We start from the raw sequence: 5,112 nt of genomic DNA, 5'->3' as shown, positions 1-5,112 counted from the left end.
AAGTTAGAGAAAGGTGGAAACATCTTGAGTACAAACTGTCTCTTATACACATCTAGATGTGTAATTTGAAATAGTGTGAATGTTACTTGGGATATTGTAAGAAAGAAGATTTTTTTGGGGAAACAATGAATCGTGAAATAATTGAGCAGTTTGCAGCAGCGGTTAATCAACAGGATTTAATAAAACTCATTGAGTTGATGGCAGAGGATTTTTCCTTTGTTGATACGTATGGTGGGATTGAAAACAAGGGGGCAATGAAGCTCAGATGGCAGGGATATTTTGATTGGTTTCCAGATTATCGGATCACCATTGAGGATTATTTGGCGAATGATGATTTTGCAATTAACATCGGTAGAGCAAGTGGTTCCTATTTGGGCCAAACTGAAAAACACTGGGAATTCCCAACTGCTTGGAAGGTCGTGGAGCATGATGGGAAGATCACTCATTGGCAAGTTTTTTGTGATTCGAAAAAACAGTTGGATTCGATGGGTTAGAATTTTTTCAAAAGAAGGGACTCGACTAATTATATAGAAGAGTCCTGAGTTTAGTGAGGGTTGTTTGGCATTTTAAAAAGTAAAATGAAGCACCGACTGTAAATCAAATTACAGTCGGTGCTTCAAGTTTTCGCCCCTGCCAAGGATATTCAGTATAGCATTAAATGGGCTGATTGCGGAAGATCATCTGCATGGCTTTTCTTAATGGGAAGTAGACCAAGCTAACAATCAGGATCGTTGAGAAAATATTGATCACCGTCGCAGGCATTGTGGCTAGTGCCGCGAAGAAAGCCGGCTTCAATTGAGCGCCAGCGATCATCGCCATGACGGTTGCTTTGATGACGGACATGATGAATTTCGCGATGCCGGCGCAGATCCCGATAATGATGATTTGGTAAATGCGTGTTGGTTTGCGTTTGAAGATAGAAAAGGCCGCGTAAGCTGCAGCGCCTACGACAAAGCTTTCGACTAAGAAATAGGGGGCTTCGGCCGCGAAACCATTTAAAATATCAAAAACGAAAAAGCCGATTCCGCCAGCTAATGCCCCTTGCCAATAGCCGATCAATAAAACGGCCAACAATACGACCGAATTGCCGAAGTGGATAAAGGCGCCGGTGGGCAGGGGAATCTTGATCATTGTTCCCATCAATGTGAGTGCCGCGAATAGGGCGACTAATACCAAATTATGAATGCGTTTATCACTGTTCATCTGAATACTCCAATCGTTTTTCTCCGTGGGTATAAGCGCCGTGCCAAACGTGACCGACATACGGATTTATTTTCTCGCCCATTGTGATGGCCGCTTGGACAAAATCGATCGCCAGCTTAATGGCCTGATCAAGCGGATAATTTTTCGCGATCGCCGCGGTGATGGCCGCCGCAAAGGTACAGCCGGCGCCATGATTATAAGGTGTATCAATGACGTCATGGGGATAACGGGTGAAATTTCGCCCATCATAATGTAGATCGAGGGTTTGCTTAGCAGCTAAACGTGCCCCGCCCTTGATTACCACATGCTTCACACCAAATGAAGCGATTTTTTTGGCGGCCTGCTCCATTTGTTTTTCTGAAGTCAGTTCACCAAGCTCCGATAAAATGCCGGCCTCCCGTAAATTAGGGGTCGTAATCAAGGCGTGGGGCAGTAATTTTTCCCGCAGCGCCTGGACCTGCTCGTTTTTAATAAAATCCTGTGTTCCTTTGCCGCCGATGACCGGATCAACGACTAAGGAGATGTCTTTGGGAATGACTTCACTGACCAAATCGATGATCTCCTGGGTAGGCAGCAGCCCGGTTTTGATCGAATCAATCGGTCCTGCAAAAACAGAGGCGATCTGTTCTTGGATCAGCTCCAGAGAAAGAGTTCGCAGATGATGTGTCCCTGTTTCGGGTTCTAAGGTGACGATCGAGGTGATCGCCGCCAAGCCAAAGGTGCCAAATTCTTGAAAGGTTTTTAAATCCGCTTCTAAACCACCGCCGCCAGTGGCATCGGAACCGGCAATTGTTGCAACTTTTTTCATATCGAAACGCTCCATTTGTTTTTTTATAGCATAGCCTTTTGATTATCTGATGGAAACAGCCAATTGGATTTGTTTTACCTCAGCCAATTTATAGAACAAAGTGTATCACTATCAAATAGGAAAGAGAAATCTAAAGCCCTTCGAATAAGGCTATACAATAGAAGAATCAGAAAAAAAAAGAACGAATATACACTATCACCAGCGATAGAAATATATTCGTTCGGTTTCAGACTATTTTGTTTTCATCCATTGATCGCGAATCTCATCGGTTAAACGAATGATTCGTTTGCCGACTTCTGGATATTGGTTCGTGGCTAAGTTGGCTAATGACACGCGCACAGCCCATTCGCTGCTGCCAAAGGCGTTGGCTTTCAACAGCATCAATTGTTCTTTTTCCGCAAGGGAGGTTAGGACCTTCGTTACCGTCCATTTATTTTTCAAGTAATCAGCGAAGGCATTGCCGTAACGTTTGCGGCTCCAATCTTCGTAATTGATTTCGCAATAATAGGCAGTGTCTAAATCTTCTAAAGGTTCCTGCAGTCCCAACGTATTGAACAAAAGTTTTTCCCGTTGGCGGCAAATATCCATGACTTCTGCTTTATAGGCTTGGCCTTCATCCAGCAAGCTGTACAGACTAAACATCACCATCATGACTTGCTGCGGAGCCGAAAGTCCTGCGGCATGATTCAAGGCAACGTCACGGCTGTCAGCTACACAGCGATCGATGAAAGTGATCGTTGTTGGATCAGCGGTCAAGGAAGCATAGCGTTCGTTTAATTGTTCAATCTTTTCTTGCGGCAGGTTGGCAATCAATTCATCAAAGAGATTGTGTTTGGCTACTGCGATGGTACCTACGCGCCAGCCAGTCGCGCCAAAATATTTCGAATAAGAATAAATACAAGCCGTATTGTAAGGAATCTCTGAAAATAGCGACGTGAAGACTGGAACAAAGGTGCCGTACACATCATCGGTCAAGATCATTAATTCCGGATTATCTGTCGCAACAATATCCTTCAGCAAATCGATCGTTGGCTGAGCCAGCGCATTGGCTGTCGGATTGCTTGGGTTCACCACAAAGACTGCTTTGATCTCGGAATCCCGCAGCTTATTGATTTCTTCATCCGGGTATTGATAGGTCATTTTCCCATCGATCATGGTTTGTTTTGCTTGAACCTTGACGATGTCGAAGGAGTATTTTGGCAATTCTGGAATTTCTAGGTAAGGCGCAAAGGTCGGCAGCATCAATGCAATTTTGTCGCCGTGATTTAGTAGGAAATTATTGAATAAAGTATCGAAAATATAGCAAATCCCTGCAGTTCCGCCTTCCACTGCGAAAATATCAAAGGGAATCGTGCTGTCTGAAAATAATTCCTGATTCAAATACGCCTTGATCGGACCTTCGCAGGCAGTCAAACAGCGGACTGGATTTGGATAATTGTCGCCGATGATATGATCCAGCATATCCGTCAGCCAAGCTTCCTTCGGCATTCCTAGATAATTATTGTCAGAAAACCAGATTTTCTTTAAAAAGTCGGCACCTTTTCCAGGATGGGCGGCTAGAAAATCAACAAAACGCTGTCCACGGTCGCTATCGGATTGGATCATTCCAGCAGTTAATTCACCTGAACCGTACAGGGTTTCCTGAGTAGCGAATTGACCGAGTAAAAAGTAGGCTTCCCGCGGAGTAGGGGCAGTCCAGTTGGGATTGCCGCGACCAGCATTCAGCAGGTTGGTGACATTTTTATTTTCATGAATCTTTTGTTCCAAAAAGAGACTTAATTCAAAGGGACTTAATTCTTCTAAGGCTTGTTCAGTAGTTGTTGACACAAATACGACTCCTTTTACGCTTTATTTTGTCTTCATAGTAACGAGAATTGTTTTTAATACAGCGTAAATACGCTTAGAGTTTATGAGAAAGTTTCTGTTAAAACACAAAGAAATAAAGTGTGTTTTGTTTAAGACGAGGTCAAAAGTATGAATAAATCAACAAGTAAAGCGCTTACTATATTCTTAGAATCCACTTTTTAAAGATTTTTTTACGGTTAAGAGATATCAGACTTTCGACCCATGATAAAAATAAAGAATTAGGGCATACTATTGTTATAAGTTGAAAGACAGGAACGTAAATATAGATATCCACGAAAGGGAGGATTCAAAGATGGATCAATTGATCGCACTTGCGTTTATCGCATTACTCGTTTTCTTTGTTGTAAAGGTCGGGTCAGTCTTATGGCGCATCGCCGGCGTATTATTCTTGCTATTTATCATTTATATGTATAAAGATCAAGTAATCTCACAAGTACAGAACTTTATTGCTAATCCTGATTTTGGCGGATTATGGCAAAGTGTTTCCGGATTTTTCGGTAATTTGTTCGATAAAGTCGCTGGATTTGTTAGTACGGTGATTGAATAGAAGGCTAAGAGGCACTCTTTTAAGAGCGCTTCTTTTTTTATAGGAGCCCTTTACTAAGCGAAATATTACCTGATATTCAGATATGCTATACTGGAGACTGATTTTGAAGTAACAAGAAGAGAAATGGTGTTAATAAAAGGGAAGCAGGGGTGTATTTTTGAAGAAAAGAACGGTTAAGCAAGAGTTGTTCTATTTGTTTTCAATGGAGCTGTTGAGCGCGTTGGTATTTTGGGTGGTTTATGGTATGTGGGCAGCGGCCGAGCCAGGAGGCGGAAAAGTTGCGATAGTTTATCCATTATTTGTTTTGACAGTAATTCTTGTTCAGGGATCACTTTATTGGCTGAATTGCTTAAGAAGGCTAAAAAAACAAAAAGCGTTGGATGAGCAGCGGATCGCGAGAATCTATCAAGCTTTTAAACTCATTGATTATGGTCTGCTGGGAGCCTATATTTTAGTCTTACTTTTTACGAAGAGTTTCTCCATTGTAGGCGTGTTGATTTGGCTGTTTGCCATTATTGAATTGATTAATTATTTCCATTATCGCTTATCTTATTACACAAAATCAGGACTTGGTTTACAAATCATCAAGCCGTTGAAATTACTTATTACAGGTACAGCAGTAAAATCTCAAATTGCTAGAGAAATCCTATCAGTGCAAAAGGGTAAATAATAGAGCAAAACCTCTGCT

Annotated in this window: 6 protein-coding genes; 3 read left to right on the top strand and 3 right to left on the bottom strand. The window is 42.1% G+C overall.

Annotated features, from left to right (window positions below; all coding sequences use genetic code 11):
* Nucleotides 1–125: 125 nt before the first annotated feature.
* Nucleotides 126–494, top strand: a complete 369-nt coding sequence (locus A5875_RS22935; RefSeq protein ID WP_088935916.1) for a nuclear transport factor 2 family protein — start codon at nt 126–128, stop codon at nt 492–494.
* Nucleotides 495–654: 160 nt separating this feature from the next.
* Here the strand turns inward: A5875_RS22935 and A5875_RS22930 are convergent, their stop codons facing one another.
* The 3 genes from A5875_RS22930 to aspD all read right to left on the bottom strand — a co-directional run bounded on the left by A5875_RS22930 (nt 655) and on the right by aspD (nt 3,838).
* The gene (locus A5875_RS22930) at nt 655–1,203 is read right to left on the bottom strand and encodes an ECF transporter S component (RefSeq protein WP_088935915.1); all 549 of its coding nucleotides are present in this window, start codon (nt 1,201–1,203) and stop codon (nt 655–657) included.
* Complete coding sequence (thiD, locus tag A5875_RS22925) at nt 1,193–2,011, bottom strand: bifunctional hydroxymethylpyrimidine kinase/phosphomethylpyrimidine kinase (RefSeq protein ID WP_088935914.1); 819 nt, start codon at nt 2,009–2,011, stop codon at nt 1,193–1,195. The genes A5875_RS22930 and thiD overlap by 11 nt, the downstream gene beginning before the upstream one ends.
* 231 nt (nt 2,012–2,242) lie before the next feature.
* Nucleotides 2,243–3,838 (bottom strand): aspartate 4-decarboxylase, encoded by a 1,596-nt coding sequence (aspD, locus tag A5875_RS22920; protein ID WP_088935913.1) that lies wholly within the window; start codon nt 3,836–3,838, stop codon nt 2,243–2,245.
* 331 nt (nt 3,839–4,169) lie between these two features.
* Here aspD and A5875_RS22915 point away from each other — a divergent pair, with 331 nt between their 5' ends.
* Nucleotides 4,170–4,424, top strand: a complete 255-nt coding sequence (locus A5875_RS22915; protein ID WP_088935912.1) for a hypothetical protein — start codon at nt 4,170–4,172, stop codon at nt 4,422–4,424.
* Between the two features lie 157 nt (nt 4,425–4,581).
* Nucleotides 4,582–5,094: a hypothetical protein gene (locus A5875_RS22910; RefSeq protein WP_088935911.1), complete on the top strand. Its 513-nt coding sequence runs from the start codon at nt 4,582–4,584 to the stop codon at nt 5,092–5,094.
* Nucleotides 5,095–5,112: the final 18 nt, after the last annotated feature.

Origin of the sequence: Enterococcus sp. 3H8_DIV0648 (assembly GCF_002140655.1) — a bacterium.
In the GTDB taxonomy this organism is placed as follows: domain Bacteria; phylum Bacillota; class Bacilli; order Lactobacillales; family Enterococcaceae; genus Enterococcus_A; species Enterococcus_A hulanensis.
The sequence above is the reverse complement of the archived record's forward strand: the minus strand, read 5'-3'. Positions and strand labels throughout refer to the sequence as shown.